Here is a 21,473-nt window from a genome sequence, read left to right as displayed (position 1 = left end):
CATGAGCGAATTCCACCACAAGCTGGTCCAGCGCAAGGTCCGCTTCGACTTCAGCGATACCCCCCTGCACTGGGTTCCCGGCGAAGCGGAAGCGTCCCAGGTGATGAACGTCCTGCACATGCTCCTGCCTTCCGGCGAACTGTGGTTCTGCCGCCTCTACAACAAGGCCCTGCCGCTGGTTAGCGACGCCCGCCTGCGCGACGACGTGCAGGGTTTCATCCGCCAGGAAGCGATGCATTCGCGGGCCCACGACGGCGCGATCCAGCGCTACCTGAGCAGGTTCGACATCGACTCCAAGCCGTTCACCGACAAGATGGATTTCCTTTTCGAACGCCTGCTCTGCGACTACCCGCTGGGGCAGAACCGCCTGACCCGCGCCCTCGACGGCTGGTGGCTGCGCCAGCGCTGCGCGATCATCGCCGCGGTGGAGCATTTCACCTGCGTGCTCGGCAAGTGGGTGCTGGAGGCCCGGGAGCTGGATCGCCGCGGCAGCGACCCGGTGATGCTCGACCTGCTGCGCTGGCACGGCGCCGAGGAAGTAGAGCACCGCAGCGTCGCCCACGACCTGCACGTGCATCTGGGCGGCAGCTTCGTCACCCGGCAACTGACCATGCTGTTGGTCATCGCGATACTGGTCTACCTGCTCGCCGACGGCACCCGCACCCTCCTCGACCAGGACCCGAGCCTGCGCGGCGCCAAGCGCCAGGGATTCCTACGAACCTGGTGGCGGCTCGGCAAGCAGGGCCTGCTGCCGAACCTCGCGCGCACCTTCCGCGACGTCGCCCGTTACTTCAATCCCTGGTACCACCCCGAGCACGAGGCGAATACCCAGGAAGCCCTGGAATACCTGGCCAACTCGCCGGCGGCCCGGCGCGCGGCGAACGCCTGAAAACAATTCACTGGAAATACCGGCAAGCGCCGCGGAAGCTGGAACTTTCCCGGCGCTTGTCCATTGTTACGTCAGGTCGAGTCAAACAAGGCCGGCAGACGGAAGGTAATTTCCGTAAGCCTGAAAAATGTCGCTCGATAGAATGATTGAAAATAACGGGCGCGCGACGTGAGACTTTGCAAAAGTCAGCCATTCTTGCTGATGGCATTTTGAAAACAAGCAAAATAAAAGTAAGAAAAGTTACCCTATCGATCGGAAATTAAAGAAAGAAAAGCGAGCGAGAAGAGAATCGGGAAATACGCTCTTCGCGCCCGCCTTCGTATTTATCCGGCCTGCGGTAACTCACTGGCCAGGCAGCGTGATCTCCCGTTCCGAAACGATGATCTTGTTGACCAGGCCGTACTGCACGGCCTCCTCCGCGTTCAGCCAGAAGTCGCGCTCGGTGTCGGCGCTGATCTTTTCCGGCGTCTGCCCGGTGGCTTCGGCGAAGATCCGGTCGAGGCGTTCCTTCATCCGCACGATCTCGCGGCGGTAGATCTCGATATTGCTGGCCGGCCCCTGTATGCCGCCCGACGGCTGGTGCAGGAGGAAGCGGGTATTGGGCAGCGAATAGCGGTTTTCCTTGTCCGCCGCGGCATAGATCAGCGCGCCGGCGCTGGCAACGCTGCCGGAACCGATCATGATGACCTTCGGTGTGATGAAGCGGATCGCGTCGAAGATCATGTCGCCGGATTCGACGTGGCCACCCGGGGAATTGACGAACATGTAGATCGGATCGTCGCTGATCGAGGCGAGGATGTGCAGCTGCTGGACGACGTCCTTGGCCATCTTCTCGTCGACCCCGCCGGTGACGAACACCTTCCTGACCTTGAGCGCGTACTCCATCAGCTTGGCGCCGATGGCGCCGTGGGAGTCGCCGCCTTCGCGGTCCTTGTCATCGGTTTTCATGCAACCTCCTGGAACTGTTGGTAATCCATCCGGCAAACCTTTCAGGGCATGCGTTCGTTGTTCGCCAGGGCGCGGATATATATCCGTTAATGCGCCTCTTCCGAGCGGCCCATTATGCATCAGCCAGACACTTTCGAAAGGCTTGCTTCAACTTCGAAAAGACCGGCGAAGGTAATCTCGTGAAGCATAGCCATGCAGGGCCGCGACGCACGTTTCCCGGAACCTAACAGATTTGTAAGTTGCCTCGTAAACACCTACCAGAATTAACAGTTAACAACGCGATTACCCTGCAAGAATTAACAGCTATTTCTTCGAGCCTGCCAAAAGTAATAGTACACCCCGCTCTTGCTTCGGGTGCCGCCGCTTCCCTGCCAACCACGCTGGCTACGGCGCGCTGAAACGTCGACGGGTGGAACCTGTCCGGCGAGGCGTGCGGTGCCCGTGTTCGCCGAATCGATGGATTGTTGAAGAGGACGCAGGGATGGTTCGTTTCGCTCGCTTGCCGCTATCGCCCTACCAACGGGACATCTGGGTCGCCGCCGCGCAGTTTCCGGAACTCGACCAGTACACCATCTTCAGCTACGACCGCTTCACCGGCGAGGTCGATACCCAGGCCCTGGAACGGGCGCTGCTGCAGGCGGCGCGAGACACCGAGGCGTTCCGCCTGCGCCTCGGCGAGACGGACGGTACGCCGTACCAGTGGCTGGACACGGATGCCGAGTTCGAGGCGCGCCACGTCGACCTGCGCGCCGACCGCGACCCCGAGGCCGCCGTGCGATCCTGGCTGCGCGACGCCTTCCGCCACGCCTACCCGCTGGACGGCCGCAGCCTGGTGGACCTGGCCCTGCTGCATAGCGACCAGGCGCTCTACGTCTACGTGCGCACCCACCATATCGTCAGCGACGCCTGGGGCCTGCAGCTATTCCTCAGCCGGGTGCGCGCCGGCTACCTGGGCGAGCTAGGCGAGCCACAGGCGCAGATGCCGACGGCTTCCCTCCTGGCGCAACTCGAGACCGACGACTACTCCGGTTCGGAACAGTACCGCGGCGACCGCGCCTATTTCGCCGAGGCCCTGGAGGGCCTGGAGCCGGCCCTCTTCACCCGCAGGCGCCCGGCCGGGCTGCGCCGCACCGCGCGCCACAGGCTGACGCTGGAACGCACACTGCTCGATGCGATCCGCGATCGTGGCGAATCGCCCTTCCTGTTCCTCTCCGCCGCCGTGGCGCTGTACCTGGCGCGGATCCACCAGAACGACGACGTGGTCCTCGGCGTACCGGTGCTGAACCGCGCCGACCGCGCGGCCAAGCAAGTGGTCGGGCACTTCGCCAATACCCTGCCGCTACGCATCCGCACCGCGCCGGAACAGACCGTCGACGAATTCCTGGCGCAGTTGCGCGAGGCGACCCGGACGCTGCTGCGCCACCAGAAGATGCCCCTCGGCGACCTGTTGCGCGGCGCCTCGCCACTGTTCGACACCACCCTTTCCTACATGCGCTGGCCCGCCGCCCAGGCGATCCCGAGCGCCAGCGTCGAGACCGTGGCGCAAACCCACGCCCATGACCCGGACGCGCTGGCCATCTGGGTCTCCGAGTTCGACGGGCACAGCGACGCGCAGGTGGATTTCGAATACGCCTGCGATGTGTTCGACGCCGACTTCCCCATGGACGCCGCGGCGCGGCATATCGAAACCTTCCTGCGCGCCCTGGTGGAGGGCGGCGAGCGCCGCCTCGGCGAACTCGATCCGCTGTCGGCCGCCGAGCGCGAGGAACTGATCCACACCCGCAACGCCACCGACCAGGCATTCCCCGAGCAGGCTACCCTGCCCACGCTGTTCGCCGAGCAGGTGGCACGCACCCCGCAACGCACCGCGCTGCTGGAAGCCGACGGCGGCACGCTCAGCTATGCCGAGCTGGACGCCAAGGTCCAGGCCGTGGCCGACGCCCTGCGCGCAGCGGGTGTGAGGACCGACGAGCGGGTAGCGCTACTGGTCGCCCGCGGTCCCCACCTGCTGCCGGCGATCCTCGGCGTGCAGCGCGCCGGCGGCGCCTATGTGCCGATCAATCCCGACCATCCCCTGGAGCGCGTCCGCCTGCTACTGGAAGACTGCGGCGCCCGCGTGGTGCTGGTGGACGAACGCGCGGCGACACTCGGCGAGAGCCTCGGCGAGACGCGCGTGCTGCACCTCGAACGCCTGCCGCAGAGCACCGGCGACCTGCCGGCGGCCAACGTGGCGCCCGGCGACCTGGCCTATGTCATCTATACCTCCGGTTCGACCGGCATGCCCAAGGGCGTCATGGTCGAGCACCGCTCGGTGGTCAACCGCCTGAACTGGATGCAGCGTCGTTATCCGATCGGCGAACGCGACGTGCTTCTGCAAAAGACTCCGGTGACGTTCGACGTATCCGTCTGGGAGCTGTTCTGGTGGAGCTTCACCGGCGCCCGCCTGTCGCTGTTGCCGCCCGGCGCCGAGAAGGACCCGCGGGAAATGCTGCGGAGCATCCAGCGCGACGCGGTCACGGTCATCCACTTCGTGCCGTCGATGCTGACGCCGTTCCTCGACCTGCTCGACGGCGACCCGACCGCCCGCGCGGCGGCAAGCTCGCTGCGCCTGGTGTTCTGCAGCGGCGAAGCCCTCGCGCCGTTGCAGGTCACGCGCTTCCGCCGGCTGTTCGGCGACGCCGTGCGACTGGTCAACCTGTACGGACCGACCGAGGCCACCGTCGACGTGTCCGACCATGAATGCGCCAGCGACAACCCCACGCGGGTCCCGATCGGCCGGCCGATCGACAACCTGCGCCTGTACGTCCTCGACCGCGCGCTCAGGCCGCAGCCCCTCGGCGCCGTCGGCGAGCTATATATAGGAGGCGTCGGCGTCGCCCGCGGCTACCTGAACCGGCCGGAGTTGAACGCCGAGCGCTTCCTCGCCGACCCCTTCGTCGCCGGCGGCCGTCTCTACCGTACCGGCGACCTGGCCCGCTGGCTGGCCGACGGCAACCTCGAATACCTCGGCCGCGCCGACGACCAGGTGAAGATCCGCGGCAACCGGGTCGAACCCGACGAAGTACGCGACCGCCTCGCCGCGCTTCCCGGCGTACGCGACGCCGCGGTCGTGGCACGCGATTCGGCGGTACGCGGCACGCACCTGGTCGGCTACTACGTGGCTGCGGCGGAACTCGACCCCGGTCAATTGCGCGCCGGACTTTCGGCGACGCTGCCGGACTTCATGCTGCCAGCCTTCTTCGTGCGCATCGACAGCCTCCCGCTCAGCGCCAACGGCAAGCTCGACCGCCGGCAACTGCCGGCACCGCCGGAACAGGTGGCGGCGGTTGCGCCGCGCACGGCGACCGAGGCCGAACTGGCGGCGGTGTGGGCCGATGTCCTCGGCGTGGCGGAGGTCGGTGTGCACGACGACTTCTACGCCCTCGGCGGCGACTCGATCCTGATGCTGCGCATCCGCGCCGCCGCACAGCGGCGCGGCCTGGGCTTCGAACTCGCCGACCTGATGCGCAACCCGACGGTGGCGGGTCTTGCCGAGCGCCTGGTGCGTCCGCTCGCGGAGCGAAGCTACCAGCCGTTCGAACTGGTTTCCGAAGTCGACAAGCCGCGCCTGGAAGGGCTGGAGGACGCCTTCCCGACCAGCCGGCTGAGTCTCGGCCTGCTCTTCCATAGCCGCCAGCGCCCCGACTCGTCGGTCTACCACGACGTGTTCCACTACCGCTTCGACCTGGCCTGGGACGAAGCCGCGTTCCGCCACGCGCTGGACCGGGTGGTCGCCGCCTATCCCGCGCTGCGTTCGTCGTTCGACCTCAGCGGCGCATCCGAACCGCTGCAACTGGTGCATACCCAGGCGCGCAGCGAACCGCTGATCCTGGACCTGCGCGGCAACCCGGAGGCCGGGACGGTGCTCGACGAGCACATCCGCCAACGCCGCTTCCATCGCTATTCGCTGCAACAGCCCGGGCTGTTCCTGTTCGCCGCGTTCGTCCGCGAGGACGGCCTGGACCTGGTGTTCAGCTTCCACCATGCGATCCTCGACGGCTGGAGCGTGGCCAACCTGATCGTCGCGCTGGTCGCCGCCTACCGTGGCGAGCCGCTGCCGGGCCCCGCGCCGGCGCTGGCCTGCCATGTCCGCGAGGAGCTGGCCGCGCTGGCTTCGCCGGCCGCCGTGGGGTACTGGACCGGGCTGCTGGAGGGCGCGAGGATGACCCGCCTCGACGGCTTCGGCGCCCACGAGCCGCAAGCCGCGCAAGGTCCGGCCAGCCATCGCGAAGCGCTGCCGGACGGGCTGCTCGAACGACTCAAGGCCACTGCGGCGCAACGCGGACTGCCGTTGAAATCGCTGCTGCTCGCCGCCCATTGCCTGACCCTGCATCTGTTCTCCCGCAGCGACAGCGTGGTCACCGGCGCGATCAGCAACGGCCGCCCCGAACTGCCCGACGCCGACCGCATGGTCGGCCTGTTCCTGAATACCGTGCCGGTCCGCTCGGAGATTGCCGGGCATAGCTGGATCGAGGTAGCCGATGCGCTGTTCCGCCAGGAGCGCGACGGACACGCCCATCGCCGCTATCCGCTCAGCGCCATCCAGCAGATCGTCGGCGACGAACTGAGCAGCGCCTTCAACTACGTCAACCTGCATGTCCTCGAACCGCTGTGGCAACTGCGCGACTTCCACGTCTGGGAAGAAACCAACTTCGCCCTGCTGGTCAACGTGATCGCCACGCCCAGCGACGGCATGTACCTGCGCATCGACAGCGACGGCCGCGGCATCAGCCGCAGCCAGGCCGCGCTGATCGGCGCGACCTTCGTCGAGCTCCTGTGGCGCCTCGCCGAGCATCCCGACGAAGCCGCCGACTTCGCCTTCCTCGCCCCTCGCCGCGACGCCGCTTCCCAGCCCGAGCCGCTGGTCGACGTCGTCAGCCTGTTCGAACGCCAGGTCGAGGCGCTGCCGGGCAGCGCCGCGCTGGCCTTCGAGGAGCAACGCTGGACCTATCGCGACCTCGACCATGTGGCGCGCTGCGTGGCCACCCGCCTGGTCCGCGCCGGCGCGCGCCGCGGCGATGCGATCGGAGTGGCGCTGAACCGTTCGCCGGAGATGATCGCGACGATCTGGGGCATCCTGCGCGCCGGCCTGGTCTGCGTGCCGCTGGACGTCAGCTATCCCGCGCAGCGCCTGGCGCTGATCCTGGAGACCGCACAGCCGTTCCGGGTGGTCGCGCATCCCGAGCACGCCCATGTCGCCGCGGCGGAACGGGTGCTGCCGGTAGAGGAACTGGTCGCCGACATCGAGCCCGAGACCTTCGCCGCGCCGCAGCTCGACGAGCTGGCCATGCTGCTGTTCACCTCCGGTTCCACCGGGCGGCCGAAGGGCGTCGAGCTTAGCCACCGGATGTGGGCCAACTACACCCAGTGGCAATTGCGCGTCGCCAGCGGCGTACCGGGGCTGCGCACCCTGCAGTTCGCGCCGCTGAGCTTCGACATGGCCTTCCAGGAGATCTTCTCCACGCTGTGCGGCGGCGGCGAGCTGCAACTCATCTCCAACCGCGAGCGGATGGACCCCTCCGCGTTGCTGCATGTCCTCGAACGCCGCCAGGTCCAGCGCGTGCTGTTGCCCTTCGTCGCCCTGCAACGCCTCGCCGAGGCCTCCAACGCGCTGGGCGTGCGCCCCGGCGCCCTGCGCGTGGTGGTGTCCTCCGGCGAGCAGTTGCGCATCACCGAAGACGTCCGCGCGTTCTGCGCGGCGATGCCCGGGCTGCTGCTGGAGAACCAGTACGGTCCCACCGAGACGCACCAGGTCACCTACCACTCGCTGAGCGGCGATCCGGCGCACTACCCGGACCTGCCGCCGATCGGCCGGCCGCTGGACGGGGTCGAGGTGCAGGTGCTCGACGCCGCGCTGCGCCCGGTACCGGTCGGCGTTACCGGCGAGCTGTACTTCGGCGGCGACTGCCTCGCGCGCGGCTACCACCGCGCCCCCGAACTCACCGCCGAACGCTTCGTCGAACATCCCTGGCGCCCCGGCGCCAGGCTCTACCGCACCGGCGACCTCGGGCGCATCCTCGGCAACGGCGAGATCGTCTGGCTCGGCCGCGCCGATACCCAGGTCAAGGTCCGCGGCTTCCGCATCGAGCCGGCCGAGGTCGAGCTGGCGATCATGCGCCAGGCCGAGCGCCAGCCGGGCCTGCGCGGCGCGGCGGTGGTGGCTCGCGAGCGCCAGGGCAACGATGCATTCCTCGCTGCCTTCCTGCTCGGCGAGCCCGAGGCGGTGGATCTCGCCGAACTGAAGCAGGCACTGCGCAGCGAACTGCCGGAACACATGGTGCCGGCACACTTCGCCTGGGTCGACGGCTTCGCCCTCACCCCCAGCGGCAAGCGCGACGACGCCGCCCTGCGCGCACTGCCGCTGGAGCACGGGACGAACATCGAGTACCTGGCCCCGCGCGACGACTACGAGCGCACCCTGGCCGGACTCCTCGGCGAGTTGCTGGATCGTCCCCGGGTAGGCATCCGCGACAGCTTCTTCGACCTCGGCGGCACCTCGCTCAGCGCGATGCGCTTCATGCTGCTGATCGAGAAGCGCTATGGCGTCGACCTGCCGATGGCCGCGCTGATCGAGACGCCGACCGTGGAGGGCCTGGCCGAACGCCTGCGGGAACGCTCGGCGGTGCGCGCCTTCGACCCGCTGGTACCGATCCGTGCCGGCGGCAGCCGCCCGCCACTGTTCCTCGTCCACCCGCTCGGCGGCCACGTGCTCTGCTACCTGCCGCTGGTCCGCGCACTGCCGCCGGACCAGCCGGTATATGCCCTGCAGGCGGCCGGCACCGGCCAGGGCAGTACGCCGCTGGCGGTCCTCGAGGACATCGCCGCCAGTTACCTCGCGGCGATCCGCCGGGTGCAGCCGGAAGGCCCCTATTACCTCGGCGGCTGGTCGTTCGGCGGCTTCGTCGCCTACGAGATGGCCCGGCAACTGCGCGCGCTCGACCCGCAGGCGGTCGCCCAACTGATCGTGCTCGACTCCATCACCGTCGACCGCAACCACGCCGGCAGCGCCAGCGACGAAGCCCTGCTGCTGTTCTTCTACTGGGAACTGGTCTGGTTCGAGCGCAGCGACGAGGAGGTCGAGCCGCTGCCTGAAGGCGCGAGCCTGGAGCAGAAGCTCGACCACATCGTCGAACGCGCCATCGAGGCCGGCGTACTTCCCGCCGGCACCCCGCGCGCCACCGTGCAGCGGCTCTACGAGCTGTTCCGGGCGAGCTGGCAGGCACTCATCGGCTATCGCCCGGAAGTCAGCGACCAGGACATGACCCTGCTGCGCGCGGACGGCCCGCTGCCGCTGGCGCTGAAGCCGATGCACGACGCCGCCGGCACCCACTACGGCGACCCGAAGAACGGCTGGCAGCACTGGACCAGTGGCCGCCTCGATGTGATCGACGTCCCCGGCGACCACCTGGTGCTGATGAAAGAACCCTATGTCGAGACGGTCGCGGCAGAGATCGCCGCGTTGCTCGAACCCTCCACCTCCAGCGAACGGACCCGCCCATGAGCAGACATCCCCTGAAGATCGTCATCGCCGGCGCCGGCATCGGCGGGCTCGCCGCGGCCGCCTGCCTGAAGGCCGCCGGCTTCGAGGTCGAACTCTACGAGCGGGCCAGGGAGCTGCGCGCGGTCGGCTCGGCGCTGTCGCTGATGCCCAACGCGCTGACCGCCCTGGAGAGGGTCGGCGTGCGCCCTGACCTTACCCGCGCCCAGGCCTTCGACTCGCTACGGTTCCTCACCCGGCGCGGGCGACCGATCCGCGCCATCGACTTCGGCGGCCTGGCCCGTCAGCTCGGCCAGCCGAGCCTGGCGATCCACCGCGCAAGCCTGCAGCAGGCGCTGCTGGAACAGGCCCGCGACTGCCGCATCGAACTGGGCGTGAGCGCCACCGGCTACCTGCGCCACGCCGACGGCGAAGGCGTCACCGTGCTCTGCAGCGATGGCCGCGAAGTGCACGCCGACGTGCTGATCGGCGCCGACGGCTTCAACTCGGCGATCCGCGCCACCATGACCGGCCCGGAGCGTCCCACCGACTGGCACTACGTGATCTGGCGCGCCACGCCGGCGTTCCGCCATCCGAAGGTGACGCCGGGCTACGTCGCCCATTACTGGGGTCGTGGGCAGCGCTTCGGTCTCGCCGACATCGGCGAAGGCAACGTCTATTGGTGGGGCACCCGCAACATGCCGGCCGAACAGGCGAAGGACTGGCGCGGCGGCAAGGCGGGCATCCAGCGCCTCTACGCCGGCTGGGCCGACGAAGTGCAGGCGGTCATCGAGGCGACCCCGGAGGCCGACATCAGCAGCCTGCCGGCCCAGGACCGACCGTTCCTGGAGCGCTGGGGCGACGGCCCGGTGACCCTGCTCGGCGATGCCGCGCATCCGATGCTGACCAGCCTCGGCCAGGGCGCCGCCATCGCCATCGAAGACGCCGCGGTGCTGGCCCACTGCCTGGCCACCATCGACGACCCGCAAGCCGCCCTGCGCGCCTACGAGAACCGCCGTCGCGACCGCGCCAGGGCGATGGTCGAGACCTCGCGGGCGCTGAGCCGCATCGAGCAGTTGGAGCATCCGCTGCGCACCGTCGCCCGCGATCTCTACTTCCGCTTCGCTCCGGAGCGAACCTTCGCCCGGCAGAACGAACTGGCACTGACCTTCCCAGGAGTCGAATGATGGCCGAGATACGACGCCCGCTGTCCGCGGTGGAACGCTGGTACTGGCTCAGCGACCAGTTCTCCGCGCTGAACGTGATTTCCCGGGTGCGGGTCCATGGCCGGTTGTCCATCGACGACCTGCGCCGCGGCCTCGACGCGCTGCAGGCGCGGCATCCGCTGCTGCGCGCGCGGATCGAGCACGATGCCGGGCTCGATCCGCGCTGGGTGCCCTGCGAGCGGCCCATCCCGCTGCGCGAGGTGCGCGGCGGCGGCGAGGAGCAATGGCTGCGGGAAATCAACGAGCGCGAATTGCCGGAACGCATCGATCCGGACAGCGGGCCACTGATCCGTACCGTGGCGATCGCCACCGACGCCGGCGCCCACGACCTGCTGGTCGTGGTACCGCACATCATCGCCGACGGCACTACCGTGCTGACCCTCGCCGAACAATGGCTGACCCTGGCCGCCGACCCCGCCGCGCAACCCTGGACCGCCAGCGCCCTGCCGCCGGCGGAGGATCTGCGTCCGCGCCGCTTCACCGGCGACGAAGGCGCGGCGCGCCTGGCCGAGCAGACCGCCCAGGACGAAGCGCTGGTCGGCCGCCACCGCCCGGGCCGGATCGAGCCGAGCAACCCGGTGCCGCTGGAAGCGCGGCGTACCCGCCTGCTCCACCGGGAGCTGGACGGCGCGCAGCTGGAACAGCTGCAACGACGCGCCCGCGAACACGGCACCACGGTACACGGCGCGCTGACCGCGGCGCTGGCCATCGCCGCCGGCCACGACCACCAGCGCCGCCCTAGCCACATCGCCATCGGCTCGCCGATCGACTTCCGCGACGAACTGGAGCCGCCGGTGCGCCCCGACGAAGTAGGCACCTACGTCGCCACGGTACCGGTGGTGCTGGACATCGCCCGGCCGTTCTGGGAGGTCGCCCGCGCGCTCACCGACGACCTCGGCGAACGCCGTCGCCAGGGCCATCATTTCAACCTGGTCACCCTGGTCGCCAGCGCTGCGCCGCGCTGCATGGCCGACGCGCGGCCATTCATGGCCTTCATGGAAGCCGAAGGGCCGATCAACCTGTGCTCCTCCAACATCGGTCGCTATCCGTTCCCCGAGCGGATCGGCGCCTTGCGCCTCTCCGACGCGCAGTTCCTCACCGGCATCTCGGTGAACGGCTACTTCGTGGCCGCCATCAACTCCAGCCATGGCCGGCTGTTCTGGAACTTCACCTATATCGACGAAGCGGTCCCCGGCGAACGCGCCGAACGCCTGGCCGAAGATTGCCTGGGCACCCTGCTGTCGGCGATCCACGCCCCCCAACGATCCGCCCTCGAGGAGCAATGACATGTTATTCACCAGCAAACCTCTCTCGCCCCAGGGCCGCCACGTACTGATCACCGGCGCCTCCAGCGGCCTCGGCCGGGAAACCGCGCTGCACCTGGCCGAACAGGGTTTCCAGGTGATCGCCGGGGTGCGCCGCCAGGAGGATGGCGAGCGCCTGGCGAACGCCTGCCCGTCCGGCCGGATCAGCACGCTGCTGATCGATGTCACCGACGAGGAATCCATTGGCCGGGCCGCCGCGCAGGTGGCGGAGAAAGTCGGCGATACCGGGCTCTGGGGCCTGGTGAACAACGCCGGGATCTGCATTTCCGCGCCGCTGGAATGCGTCTCCAGCGACCTGCTGCGGCGCCAGCTGGAAGTCAACCTGATCGGCCAGCTCGCGGTGACCCGGGCGATCCTGCCGCTGCTGCGCCGTGGCGGCGCGGCGCGCCTGGTGAACGTCACCTCGGGCCTCGGCTCGGTCGCCATTCCCTACCTGGGCGCCTACTCCGCCGCGCAGTTCGCCAAGGAGGGAGTGAGCGACGCCCTGCGCCGCGAGCTGGCACCCATGGGCATCCAGGTCTCGGTGGTCAGCCCCGGGGCGATCTGGACGCCGATCTGGGGCAAGATCGCCAGCGAGGGCGAGCGCGCCCTGGCCGACGCCCCCGACGCCGTCGCCGACCTCTATCGCGATACCTACCTGCGCTTCCTCCAGGCCAACGAGGACGGCGCGCGCAACAGCGCGACCAAGCCCGCCGATGTCGCCGCCGCGGTGCATGCCGCGCTCACCGCGGCCAAGCCGCGGACCCGCTACCGGGTGGGCGCCGACGTGCGCCGCGGTACCCTGCTGGCGCGGCTGCTGCCCGATAGCGTGATCGACGGGATGTTCCGCCCCATCGTCACCGCCGCCCCGGCGGCGAAGGAGGAGCAACGTGCCTGATCGCAAACTGAGACTGGGCGAGGAACTGATCTCGCCACTGCACGCGCTCTACGACGGCCTGCAGGTGGACGGCGCGCCGCGTCCCGCGCATCGCGCCGCCGAGCATCCGGTGTGGGTGGTGACGCGCTACCGCGACGCGCGCAAGGTCCTCAACCATCCGGGCGTCCGCCGCGACGCCCGGCAGGCCGCCGAACTCTACGCGAAGCGTACCGGCAGCCCGCGCGCGGGGATCGGTGAGGGACTCAGCCACCACATGCTCAACCTCGACCCGCCGGACCATACCCGCCTGCGCTCGCTGGTTGGCCGCGCGTTCACCCCGCGCCAGGTGGAGCGCCTGCAACCGCATATAGAACGGATCACCGAGGAATTGCTGGACGCCATGGCCGGCCGCGAACAGGCCGACCTGATGGCCGACTTCGCGATCCCGCTGACCATCGCGGTGATCTTCGAGCTGCTGGGCATTCCCGAGGCCGAGCGCGAACACGCCCGCCAGTCCTGGGAGCGCCAGGCGGAACTGCTGTCGCCGGAGGAGGCCCAGGCCCTGGCCGATGCGCAGGTCGACTACCTGCGCGTGCTGCTCGAGGCCAAGCGCCGGCAGCCGGCCGACGACGTCTACAGCGGGCTGGTGCAGGCCGCCGACGAGAGCGGCCAGTTGAGCGAAGCGGAACTCGTCTCCATGGCCCACCTGCTGATGATGAGCGGCTTCGAGACCACCATGAACATGATCGGCAACGCGCTGGTCACCCTGCTGGTCAACCCGGAGCAACTGGCGTTGCTGCGGGCGCAGCCGGAACTCCTGCCCAACGCCATGGAAGAACTGGTCCGCCACGACAGTCCGGTGCGCGCCTCGATGTTGCGCTTCACCGTGGAAGACGTGGAACTGGACGGGGTCACCATTCCCGCCGGCGAATACATCCTGGTCTCCAACCTGACCGCCAACCACGATGCCGAGCGCTTCGACGATCCCGACCGCCTCGACCTCACCCGCAACACCGATGGCCATCTCGGCTACGGCTTCGGCGTGCACTACTGCGTCGGCGCCTCGCTGGCCCGGCTGGAGGGGCGGATCGCCATCCAGCGCCTGCTCGCGCGCTTCCCCGACCTCCAGTTGGCGGTGCCCCACGCGGAGCTGCAGTGGCTGCCGATCACCTTCCTCCGCGCCCTGATCAGCGTGCCGGTGCGCACCGGATGCAGCGCCCCGGCGAACACCGCCTCCCACGCCAACCCGATCGAGAGGATCGCCCAATGAATGCCAAGGAAATTCTCGTCCACAGCCTGCGCCTCCTGGAAAACGGCGATGCCCGTGGCTGGTGCGACCTGTTCCATCCGGAAGGCGTACTCGAATTCCCCTACGCCCCGCCGGGCTGGAAGACCCGCTTCGAGGGCCGCGAAACCATCTGGGCGCACATGCGCCTGTTTCCCGAGCACCTGACCGTGCGCTTCACCGACGTGCAGTTCTACGAGACCGCCGACCCCGACCTGGCCATCGGCGAATTCCATGGCGACGGCGTGGCCACCGTTTCCGGCGGCAAGCTGGCGCAGGACTACATCTCGGTGCTGCGCACCCGCGACGGACAGATCCTGCTCTACCGCGACTTCTGGAATCCGCTGCGGCACCTCGAGGCCCTGGGCGGGGTCGAGGCCGCCGCCAAGATCGTCCAGGGAGCCTGAGCCATGCCGCGCGCCGCCGTGGTCTGCGGCCTGGGCAGCTACCTGCCCGAGGCCGTGCTCAGCAACGACATGCTCGCCGCCGAGCTGGACACTTCCGACGCCTGGATCAGCAGCCGCACCGGCGTGCGCCAGCGGCATATCGCCGGCGACCTCGGCAGCGGCGACCTGGCCCTGCGGGCGGCCTCCGCCGCGCTCGCCTCGGCGGGGCTGGAGCGAGTCGATGCGGTGGTGCTGGCAACCAGCACCGGCGACTTCTGCTGCCCGGCCACCGCGCCCAGGGTCGCGGCGCGCCTGGGGTTGGTCGGCGCGCTCGCGTTCGACCTGTCCGCCGCCTGCACCGGCTTCGTCTACGGCCTGGCCAGCGTCGGCTCGCTGATCAGCGCCGGGCTGGCGGACAGCGCGCTGCTGGTCGGGGTGGACACTTTCAGCCATACCCTCGACCCCGCCGATCGCTCGACCCGCGCACTGTTCGGCGACGGCGCCGGAGCGGTGGTGCTGCGTGCCGGCGATGCCGAGGAAGAAGGCGCGCTGCTGGCCTTCGACCTCGGCAGCGACGGCCACCAGTTCGACCTGCTGATGACCCCCGCCGTCAGTCGCGCCGAACGCAGTTCCGGACAGGCCTCCAACTACTTCCGGATGGACGGCAAGGCAGTGTTCGGCCAGGCGGTGACGCAGATGAGCGACTCGGTGCGGCGGGTGCTCGACCGGGTCGGCTGGCAAGCTTCGGACCTCCATCACCTGGTCCCGCACCAGGCCAACACACGCATTCTCGCGGCGGTCGCCGACCAGCTCGACCTTCCCGTCGAGCGAGTGGTGAGCAACATCGCCGAGGTGGGCAATACCGTCGCCGCCTCGATTCCCCTGGCCCTGGCCCACGGCCTGCGCCAAGGCATCCTGCGCGACGGCGGCAACATGGTCCTCACCGGTTTCGGTGCCGGACTGACCTGGGGTTCGGTCGCCCTGCGCTGGCCGAAGATCGTTCCGACAATGGACTGAAGAGGGAAGAACAATGCCCAACGACATGGAAGACCATCTCCTCACCGTGCTCAGCGTCGCCAGCGGCGTGCCGAAGGAGGAAATCAGCCGGGACAGCAGGATGGAAGACCTGGCTTTCGATTCGCTGGTGGTCAGCGAGCTGTCGCTGAAGCTGCGCAAGGAGTTCGGCGTCACCGGGGTCGACGACGAACTCGACCTGCTGGAAACGGTGGACGAACTGTTCCAGCTGGTCGAGAAGCACCGCGCCGCCTGAGGCCAGCGAACGCCGGCGTTCCGTCACTTCTCTGCCAGGCGAAGGCGGTGCCGGGACATGGGAACGCGCATCGCCTTCGATCAACCAACACCAGAGCGAGATTCGCTGGAGGAAGAGGTGAGTCAGAACATGGATCTCACGATCGGGACGCATCGGGAGTCGGCTTTCTACGAGCTGGAGTTCGGACCGAGGACGATAATGACCCTGGCCAACTTTCCGGACGACGTGCTGCCGTTGTTGCAAATGGAAAGCCTGATGACCTTCGAGGCGATGGCCTACCTGCGCTGCGACGCACTGGTCGAGCTAGGCTGCTACGACGGCCGGGCGCTGGAAATCGCGCGCCTGCTCAATGCCCGCTATCTCGGCGTCGACCTCGACCAGCGGGCGATCGAGACGCTGCGCACGCGGATCGAGCGCGAGGGCATGAGCGATCGCGCGGACACGGTGGTCGACGACATCCTCAACCACACCAGGCGCGGTGCCTCGGTCGGCTCGCGCGCGCTGTACCTGCTGCCGTTCAACCTGCTGGGCAACTTCCGCGAGCCGAAACGGCTGCTCGACTCCCTCGCCGAGCGCAGCGTGGCGGCGGTGGTCTCGGTGTTCGGCGACAGCGCCGAGGCCACCCGCGTCCGCCAGAGCTACTACCGCCGTTGCGGGGTGCAGGGCCTGGAGTTGCACACGCGGGACGACGGCACCGTGTTCACCGGCAGCGACGGCTTCTACTCGCGCTCGTATTCACGCGCCTGCCTCCACGCCCTGCTCGCCGAGTGCGGGCTGACCGTGGTGCGCAGCGCTTCGAACCTGTTCGCCCACTGCGTGACGGTGCTGCCCGAAGGGGCCGACCAGGGCTTCGGTTCGTCGGCGGCATGAGTCGCCGTCGTGCATTCATCGCGCGGCCACGGCACGGGCAGGTCGCCGTGGCTCGCTTCATCGTCGTCTGAACCGCTCGGGAGCTGGAAACATGCCTTTGATTGTCTACGTGCTCGGTGCCGCGATCTTCGCCCTGACCACCAGCGAATACATGGTCGCCGGGCTGATGCCGGCGCTGGCCGCCGAATTCGGCGTGTCCTTCGCCGCGATCGGCTACCTGGTCACCTTCTACGCCGGTGCGATGGCCGTCGGCGGCCCGCTGTTGACCACCGCCCTGCTCCGGGTGCCGCGCAAGAACGCCCTGCTCGGCCTGATCGCGCTGTTCGTGGTCGGCCAGGTCATCGGCGCCCTGGCGCCGGGCTATGCGGTGATGGTCGCGGCGCGACTGGTCACCGCGGTCGCCGCCGCGGCCTTCTTCGGCGTGGCGCTGACCGCCTGCGCCGAACTGGTCGAAGGCAACCAGTTCGGCCGCGCGTCGTCGCTGGTGCTCGGTGGCCTGATGGTCGGCACCGTGCTCGGCCTGCCCGTCGCCACCTGGCTGGGCGAATGGTACGGCTGGCGCGCGAGCTTCTTCGCGGTGGCGCTGGTGGCGGTGCTGGTCGGCCTGCTGGTGTTGCAGCTGATGCCGGCGATCCCGGGGTCGGCGGGCAGCGGCTCGCTGCGCGAGGAACTGAAGGTGTTCAGGAACGCCCATCTATGGTGGGTCTACGCCACCAGCCTGCTGCTGATCGGCGCCACCTTCGCCGGCTTCACCTATTTCGTGCCGATCCTCACCGAGGTCAGCGGCTTCTCCGCCTCGACCGTACCGCTGCTGCTGGTGGTCTACGGCCTGGCGACGCTGGTGGGCAACAACATCGTCGGCCGCCTGGCCGACCGCCATACCATCGCGGTCCTGGCCTTCGGCCTGCTGGCGGCCATCGCCGCGATGGTGGCCTTCGCCCTGTTCGGACAGGTTCCGGCGGTGGCGGTGGCGGCGCTGGTGGTGATCGGCCTGACCGGGGTGTCGATGAACCCGGCGCTGGTGACCCGCGGCGCACGGGTCGGCCATAACAACATGCTGGTCAACTCGGTGCACACCGCCTGCATCATGCTCGGCGTGATGGCCGGTTCCTGGATCGGCGGCCTGGGCATCGCCGGCGGATTCGGCCTGCAGGGCGCGCTCTGGGTCGGCGCGGCCCTCGGAGTACTGGCGCTGCTGACCCTGCTGCCGGAGCTGCGCTTCGCCCGCGCCCCGGTAGGCGGGGCACTGGGCCGCTGAGCAGGATCCCTCAGGCGCTGCGCGCCAGCCAGCGGCAGTAGCCGGCGACGCCCTCTTCCAGGCTCTGGAAATCGTCGCGGTAGCCCGCCTCGCGCAGCAGCTCCAGGTCGGCGCAGGTATGGCTCTGGTAGCGCGCCCGCAGCGACTCGGGGAACTCGCGGTAGCCGAGCAGGCCGCTTTCCACGGCCTGTTGCAGCGACAGGGGCGGCTGGTCGGCGTTGGCGCGGACGCTATTGATCACCGCCAGGGCGACCTCGTTGAAGGTCCGTGCCTGGCCGCTGCCGAGGTTGAAGATTCCCGAACGCTGCGGATGGTCGAAGAAATGCAGGTTTACCCGCGCCACGTCCTCCACCGCGACGAAGTCGCGCAGGTGGCCGCCGGGCGGGAAGCCGCCGTGTTCGCCGAACAGTTCGACCCGCCCGTCGCGGCGCAATTGCTGGTAGCAGTGGTAGGCCACCGAGGCCATCCGCCCCTTGTGTTCCTCGCGCGGCCCGTAGACGTTGAAGTAACGCAGGCCGATCACCTGGCTGCGCGCCTGCGGCAGCGCCCGCCGCACACGCTGGTCGAAGAGGAACTTGGAATAGCCGTAGACGTTCAGCGGCCGCTCGTACTGGCGCGCCTCGCGGAAGGTCCGGCCGGCGCCGTAGACCGCCGCCGACGAGGCGTAGAGGAACGGCACGCCGAGTTCCAGGCTGCTTTCCAGCAGGCGGCAACTGTAGCGGTAGTTGTTCTCCATCATGTAGCGGCCATTGCTTTCCAGGGTGCTGGCGCAGGCGCCCTGGTGGAACAGCGCGCGGACCGTGCCGAAGTCGCCGCGGGCGTAACGCTCGAGGAAGTCGTTCTGGTCCAGGTAGTCGGCGATATCGGCGTCCGCCAGGTTGCGGAACTGCTCGCCGTCGGTGAGATCGTCCACCGCGATGATGTCGGTCTCGCCGCGCCGGTTCAGCGCCTGCAGCAGATTGCTGCCGATGAAGCCGGCGGCGCCGGTGACGATGATGCTCATGGGCACTCCCTTCGACAGGATGAATGCCCCCAGGCTATGCCTATGCGCCGTGCCGCCCGTTGACCTGCAACAAGCCATGGGCGGACGGCAGCGGTTCAGCGGGAAGGACGATCGTTGTGACCGAGGTCGCGTTGCGGGTCGATGCGGTCACGAACCCGCTGCTTGAGCGCCTTGGCCTCGGGGAAGCCGCCGTCGGCCTTGCGCTCCCAGACCTGCACGCCGTCGCAGGTGATGCGGAAGACGCCACCGGTTCCGGGCTCCAGGCAGACTTTTCCGAGATCGTCGGCGAAGGTGCTGAGCAGTTCCTGGGCCAGCCAGGCGGCACGCAGCAGCCACTGGCACTGGGTGCAATAGGTGATGACGATTTCGGGCTTGGCGGTGGGCATGTCGGCGGCTCAGGGGAAACGGTCGCGCCTATAATAGCCGCCTTTTCACCCGGCTCCGGATCGTTCTCATGCGCCGCCTGCTGCTCGTACTGCTGCTCCTGCTTCCCCTGTCCGCCCTCGCCGCGGAGGCCCGGCCGAAGATCGGTCTGGTCCTCTCCGGCGGTGCCGCCCGCGGCCTGGCCCATATCGGCGTGCTCAAGGCCCTCGACGAACAGGGCATCCAGATCGACGCCATCGCCGGCACCAGCATGGGCGCGGTGGTCGGCGGCCTGTACGCCTCCGGCTACACCCCCGCCGAACTGGAGCGCATCGCCCTGGAGATGGACTGGCAGCAGGCGCTGTCCGACGCGCCGCCGCGCAAGGACGTGCCGTTCCGGCGCAAGCAGGACGACCGCGACTTCCTGGTCAAGCAGAAGATCAGCTTCCGCGACGACGGCACCCTCGGCCTGCCGCTGGGGGTGATCCAGGGCCAGAACCTGGCGATGGTGCTGGAAAGCCTGCTGGTGCACACCAGCGACAACCGCGACTTCGACAAGCTGGCGATCCCCTTCCGCGCCGTCTCCACCGATATCGCAACCGGCGAGAAAGTGGTGTTCCGCAAGGGCCACCTGCCCCAGGCGATCCGCGCCAGCATGTCGATCCCCGCCGTGTTCGCCCCGGTGGAGATCGACGGCAGGCTGCTGGTGGATGGTGGCATGGTCGACAACATCCCGGTGGACGTGGCGCGCGACATGGGCGTGGACGTGGTGATCGTGGTCGACATCGGCAACCCGCTGCGCGACCGCAAGGACCTGAGCACCGTGCTCGACGTGATGAACCAGTCGATCACCCTGATGACCCGGAAGAACTCCGAAGCCCAGCTGGCCACGCTCAAGCCCGGCGACGTGCTGATCCAGCCGCCGCTGTCCGGCTACGGCACCACCGACTTCGGCCGCGTGCCGCAACTGATCGACGCCGGCTACCGCGCCACCACGGTGCTCGCCGCGCGCCTCGCCGAGTTGCGCAAGCCGAAGGACCTCAACAGCGAAGCGCTCGACGTGGCGCGCACGCCGAACCAGCGCAAGCCGGTGATCGACGCGATCCGCGTGGAGAACAACTCGAAGGTCAGCGACGAGGTGATCCGCCACTACATCCGCCAGCCGCTCGGCACGCGCCTCGACCTCGGCCGCCTGCAGGACGACATGAGCACCCTCTACGGCCTCGACTACTTCGACCAGGTGCAGTACCGGGTGGTCAAGGAGAAGAAGCTCAACACCCTGGTGATCCACGCCACCGGCAAGAAAGGCGGCACCGACTTCCTTCGCCTGGGCCTCAACCTGTCCGACGACATGCGCGGCGAAAGCACCTTCAACCTCGGCGGCAGCTACCGCATGAACGGCCTCAACCGGCTCGGCGCCGAGTGGCTGACCCGGGTCCAGCTCGGCGACCGCCAGGAACTCTACAGCGAGTTCTACCAGCCGCTCGACGTCGGCTCGCGCTACTTCGTCGCGCCCTTCCTGTTCCACGAGGCACAGAACGTCGACGTCACCGAGGACAACGACCCGCTGCTGCGCTATCGCCTGGAGCGCTACGGCTACGGCCTCAACGTCGGCCGGCAGATCGCCAACAACGGCGAAATCCGCCTGGGCGCGGTGCAGGCCTACGGCAAGGCCGACGTGCGCATCGGCGACCCGAGCCTGCCGGACATCGACTTCACCGAGGGCTACTACGAACTGAAGTACTCGTTCGATACCGTCGACGACGTCAATTTCCCCCACGAGGGCGAGGAGATCGGCCTGACCATGCGCCGCTACGACAAGTCCCTCGGCTCGGACGACAGCTACCGGCAGTGGGACCTGCGGCTGAACAAGGCGCTCAGCTTCGGCGCCGACACCTGGGTGTTCGGCGGCGGCTACGGGCGCACCCTGGACGACGCCGAGGTGGTCACCTCCAGCTTCACCCTCGGCGGCGCCCGCGAGCTGTCGGGCTTCCGCCGCGACGCGCTGTCCGGGCAGAACTACAGCCTGGGACGGATCGTCTATTACCGGCGCCTCACCGAACGTTCCTTCCTGCCGCTGGACTTCCCGCTGTACCTGGGCGGCAGCATCGAGCGCGGACGCATCTGGAACAACGACAACGAATACGACAGCGGCTACATCAACGCCGCCAGCCTGATGATCGGCTTCGATACGCCGCTGGGGCCGCTGACCTTCAGCTACGGGATCAACGACGAGAACTTCAAGGCGTTCTACCTGAACCTCGGGCAGAACTTCTGA

At 68.6% G+C, this 21,473-nt stretch carries 15 protein-coding genes; 12 read left to right on the top strand and 3 right to left on the bottom strand.

Annotated elements, in window-relative coordinates:
* The first annotated feature begins 1 nt into the window (after position 1).
* Positions 2–889, top strand: coding sequence for a metal-dependent hydrolase (locus AT700_RS08165; RefSeq protein ID WP_003113144.1), 888 nt, complete (start codon positions 2–4; stop codon positions 887–889).
* 342 nt (positions 890–1,231) lie between these two features.
* Here the strand turns inward: AT700_RS08165 and AT700_RS08160 are convergent, their stop codons facing one another.
* A complete protein-coding gene (locus AT700_RS08160) occupies positions 1,232–1,837 on the bottom strand; it encodes an ATP-dependent Clp protease proteolytic subunit (RefSeq protein WP_003091706.1) in 606 nt (201 codons plus the stop codon).
* A 481-nt stretch (positions 1,838–2,318) separates the two neighbouring features.
* On the opposite strand from AT700_RS08160, the gene AT700_RS08155 reads away from it, so the two are divergent.
* From AT700_RS08155 to AT700_RS08110, 10 genes are all read left to right on the top strand, one after another.
* Positions 2,319–9,377, top strand: coding sequence for an amino acid adenylation domain-containing protein (locus AT700_RS08155; RefSeq protein WP_048520870.1), 7,059 nt, complete (start codon positions 2,319–2,321; stop codon positions 9,375–9,377).
* A complete protein-coding gene (locus AT700_RS08150) occupies positions 9,374–10,540 on the top strand; it encodes an FAD-dependent oxidoreductase (RefSeq protein ID WP_003091709.1) in 1,167 nt (388 codons plus the stop codon). The genes AT700_RS08155 and AT700_RS08150 overlap by 4 nt, the downstream gene beginning before the upstream one ends.
* The gene (locus tag AT700_RS08145) at positions 10,537–11,865 is read left to right on the top strand and encodes a condensation domain-containing protein (RefSeq protein WP_003119646.1); all 1,329 of its coding nucleotides are present in this window, start codon (positions 10,537–10,539) and stop codon (positions 11,863–11,865) included. The genes AT700_RS08150 and AT700_RS08145 overlap by 4 nt, the downstream gene beginning before the upstream one ends.
* Position 11,866: 1 nt before the next feature.
* The gene (locus AT700_RS08140) at positions 11,867–12,781 is read left to right on the top strand and encodes an SDR family NAD(P)-dependent oxidoreductase (RefSeq protein ID WP_003106196.1); all 915 of its coding nucleotides are present in this window, start codon (positions 11,867–11,869) and stop codon (positions 12,779–12,781) included.
* On the top strand, positions 12,774–14,030 hold the full coding sequence (locus tag AT700_RS08135; protein ID WP_003091710.1) for a cytochrome P450 family protein: 1,257 nt from the start codon (positions 12,774–12,776) through the stop codon (positions 14,028–14,030). Before AT700_RS08140 ends, AT700_RS08135 begins: the two co-directional genes overlap by 8 nt.
* The gene (locus tag AT700_RS08130; RefSeq protein WP_003091711.1) at positions 14,027–14,452 is read left to right on the top strand and encodes a nuclear transport factor 2 family protein; all 426 of its coding nucleotides are present in this window, start codon (positions 14,027–14,029) and stop codon (positions 14,450–14,452) included. Before AT700_RS08135 ends, AT700_RS08130 begins: the two co-directional genes overlap by 4 nt.
* Before the next feature lie 3 nt (positions 14,453–14,455).
* The gene (locus tag AT700_RS08125) at positions 14,456–15,448 is read left to right on the top strand and encodes a beta-ketoacyl-ACP synthase III (RefSeq protein WP_003091712.1); all 993 of its coding nucleotides are present in this window, start codon (positions 14,456–14,458) and stop codon (positions 15,446–15,448) included.
* 13 nt (positions 15,449–15,461) lie between these two features.
* Positions 15,462–15,701 carry an acyl carrier protein gene (locus AT700_RS08120; RefSeq protein WP_003106204.1) on the top strand — a complete coding sequence of 80 codons (240 nt, stop codon included), beginning with the start codon at positions 15,462–15,464 and terminating at the stop codon, positions 15,699–15,701.
* Between the two features lie 117 nt (positions 15,702–15,818).
* Positions 15,819–16,571, top strand: coding sequence for an SAM-dependent methyltransferase (locus AT700_RS08115; RefSeq protein WP_003119643.1), 753 nt, complete (start codon positions 15,819–15,821; stop codon positions 16,569–16,571).
* A gap of 91 nt (positions 16,572–16,662) precedes the next feature.
* Positions 16,663–17,829 (top strand): MFS transporter, encoded by a 1,167-nt coding sequence (locus AT700_RS08110; RefSeq protein WP_003106206.1) that lies wholly within the window; start codon positions 16,663–16,665, stop codon positions 17,827–17,829.
* 10 nt (positions 17,830–17,839) lie between these two features.
* Here AT700_RS08110 and rfaD read toward each other — a convergent pair whose 3' ends face one another.
* Positions 17,840–18,832 carry an ADP-glyceromanno-heptose 6-epimerase gene (rfaD, locus tag AT700_RS08105; protein ID WP_016263217.1) on the bottom strand — a complete coding sequence of 331 codons (993 nt, stop codon included), beginning with the start codon at positions 18,830–18,832 and terminating at the stop codon, positions 17,840–17,842.
* Positions 18,833–18,927: 95 nt separating this feature from the next.
* On the bottom strand, positions 18,928–19,218 hold the full coding sequence (locus tag AT700_RS08100) for a SelT/SelW/SelH family protein (protein ID WP_003091717.1): 291 nt from the start codon (positions 19,216–19,218) through the stop codon (positions 18,928–18,930).
* A gap of 68 nt (positions 19,219–19,286) precedes the next feature.
* Here AT700_RS08100 and plpD point away from each other — a divergent pair, with 68 nt between their 5' ends.
* Positions 19,287–21,473: a patatin-like phospholipase PlpD gene (gene plpD / locus AT700_RS08095; RefSeq protein ID WP_003113139.1), complete on the top strand. Its 2,187-nt coding sequence runs from the start codon at positions 19,287–19,289 to the stop codon at positions 21,471–21,473.

Source organism: Pseudomonas aeruginosa, assembly GCF_001457615.1.
GTDB classification, from domain to species: domain Bacteria; phylum Pseudomonadota; class Gammaproteobacteria; order Pseudomonadales; family Pseudomonadaceae; genus Pseudomonas; species Pseudomonas aeruginosa.
Note: the sequence above shows the minus strand (reverse complement) of the source record. Positions and strands in the feature narration are given on the sequence as shown.

Coding starts and splice junctions, on each gene's coding strand:
- AT700_RS08165 (WP_003113144.1), top strand. CDS start 2: ATGAGCGAATTCCACCACAAGCTGGTCCAGCGCAAGGTCCGCTTCGAC.
- AT700_RS08160 (WP_003091706.1), bottom strand. CDS start 1,837: ATGAAAACCGATGACAAGGACCGCGAAGGCGGCGACTCCCACGGCGCC.
- AT700_RS08155 (WP_048520870.1), top strand. CDS start 2,319: ATGGTTCGTTTCGCTCGCTTGCCGCTATCGCCCTACCAACGGGACATC.
- AT700_RS08150 (WP_003091709.1), top strand. CDS start 9,374: ATGAGCAGACATCCCCTGAAGATCGTCATCGCCGGCGCCGGCATCGGC.
- AT700_RS08145 (WP_003119646.1), top strand. CDS start 10,537: ATGATGGCCGAGATACGACGCCCGCTGTCCGCGGTGGAACGCTGGTAC.
- AT700_RS08140 (WP_003106196.1), top strand. CDS start 11,867: ATGTTATTCACCAGCAAACCTCTCTCGCCCCAGGGCCGCCACGTACTG.
- AT700_RS08130 (WP_003091711.1), top strand. CDS start 14,027: ATGAATGCCAAGGAAATTCTCGTCCACAGCCTGCGCCTCCTGGAAAAC.
- AT700_RS08125 (WP_003091712.1), top strand. CDS start 14,456: ATGCCGCGCGCCGCCGTGGTCTGCGGCCTGGGCAGCTACCTGCCCGAG.
- AT700_RS08120 (WP_003106204.1), top strand. CDS start 15,462: ATGCCCAACGACATGGAAGACCATCTCCTCACCGTGCTCAGCGTCGCC.
- AT700_RS08110 (WP_003106206.1), top strand. CDS start 16,663: ATGCCTTTGATTGTCTACGTGCTCGGTGCCGCGATCTTCGCCCTGACC.
- rfaD (WP_016263217.1), bottom strand. CDS start 18,832: ATGAGCATCATCGTCACCGGCGCCGCCGGCTTCATCGGCAGCAATCTG.
- AT700_RS08100 (WP_003091717.1), bottom strand. CDS start 19,218: ATGCCCACCGCCAAGCCCGAAATCGTCATCACCTATTGCACCCAGTGC.
- plpD (WP_003113139.1), top strand. CDS start 19,287: ATGCGCCGCCTGCTGCTCGTACTGCTGCTCCTGCTTCCCCTGTCCGCC.